The sequence below is a fragment of the Parendozoicomonas verongulae genome, assembly GCF_009711465.1.
In the GTDB taxonomy this organism is placed as follows: Bacteria; Pseudomonadota; Gammaproteobacteria; order Pseudomonadales; family Endozoicomonadaceae; genus Sansalvadorimonas; species Sansalvadorimonas verongulae.
In genome coordinates this window covers 1-1,130 of the sequence record NZ_SMME01000509.1, presented here as the reverse complement: position 1 = coordinate 1,130, position 1,130 = coordinate 1, and the positions used below count along the sequence as shown (strand labels likewise).

Sequence of the window (1,130 nt, the reverse complement as noted above, 5' to 3'; positions counted from 1 at the left end):
GCAGGAGAAGAACCTGGGCACATGGGCCATCGGCAAGCTGAATCTGTACCTGCACAATATGCGGGCGGAACTGGAGCGTGGGGATACCCTTGTTAACCCGCTGCATCTGGATCAGGGCAGCGTTAAAAACTTTGACCGTGTCATTGCCAATCCGCCATTCTCAGCCAAGAGCTGGTGGACGCCTATCGAGGTGAACCGTCCCAAAAAGGTCGGCAAAGACGGCAAAGAGAAAGAGATAGCACCCAACTACAAGAAAGAGCTGAAAGACCCTTACTCACGACTGGGCTACGGTACACCACCCCGTGGCTATGCCGATCTCGCCTTTGTCCAGCACATGCTCGCCAGTGTCAAAGAGAATGGCCGTATGGCCGTGGTACTGCCCCATGGCGTGCTGTTCCGTGGTGGTGAAGAGGGCAAGATTCGCACAGGCCTGCTGAAAGGCACCAGCGAGCTGCCCGGTGATCGTATTGAAGCCGTTATCGGTCTGCCGTCAGCCCTGTTCTACAACACCGGTATCCCCGCCTGTGTATTGATCCTGAACAAGCAAAAGCCCCAGAGCCTGCGCAATCAGGTAATCTTTATTGATGCCAGCCGTGAGTTTGCCGAAGGCAAGAATCAGAACACCCTGCGCCGGAAGATATCGAGCGCATTACCGAGACCCACAGTGCTGCGTACCATAACAGCGTGGAAGAAGAGAAATACTGTCGTGTAGTGCCTCTGAGCGAGATTGCCGAGAACGATTACAACCTGAATATTGCCCGTTATATCGATACGTCTGAGCCGGAGCCGCTGGTGGACATTCCGGCTGTGCTGGGAGAGCTGGAAGCTGTAAGCCTTAAGCTGGAAGCGGTTGATCGTGAGTTGGGTGGGTATTTGGCGGAGCTGGGGTTGAAGACTGCTCCGGTTGTTGGGGAATGTGTTTAATGAATGCTGCCCACAAAGAAATGAGTACCCCTCTAGCTTTTATCCCTGATGACTGGTGCGTGAAAACGTTCAAGGATGCCTTAGTCATCGTGGAACGTCCGGTTAATATGTCGGACGATTCAAATTATCAGCTCGTAACTGTTAAGCGTCGATATGGTGGTGTAGTAGAGCGCTCTTATTTAGTGCCTGTCAGGAAACCCATTAAA

The 1,130-nt window shown here is 52.8% G+C and carries 1 protein-coding gene and 1 pseudogene; both read left to right on the top strand.

All coding sequences use genetic code 11. The annotated features are described in order from the left end of the window. Window positions 1–58 precede the first annotated feature (58 nt). A pseudogene (locus E1189_RS01230) lies at window positions 59–924 on the top strand (N-6 DNA methylase). Beyond that, a partial coding sequence (locus E1189_RS24625) for a hypothetical protein (RefSeq protein ID WP_230459928.1) occupies window positions 924–1,130 on the top strand: 207 nt, incomplete at its 3' end. The pseudogene E1189_RS01230 and the gene E1189_RS24625, both read left to right, overlap by 1 nt.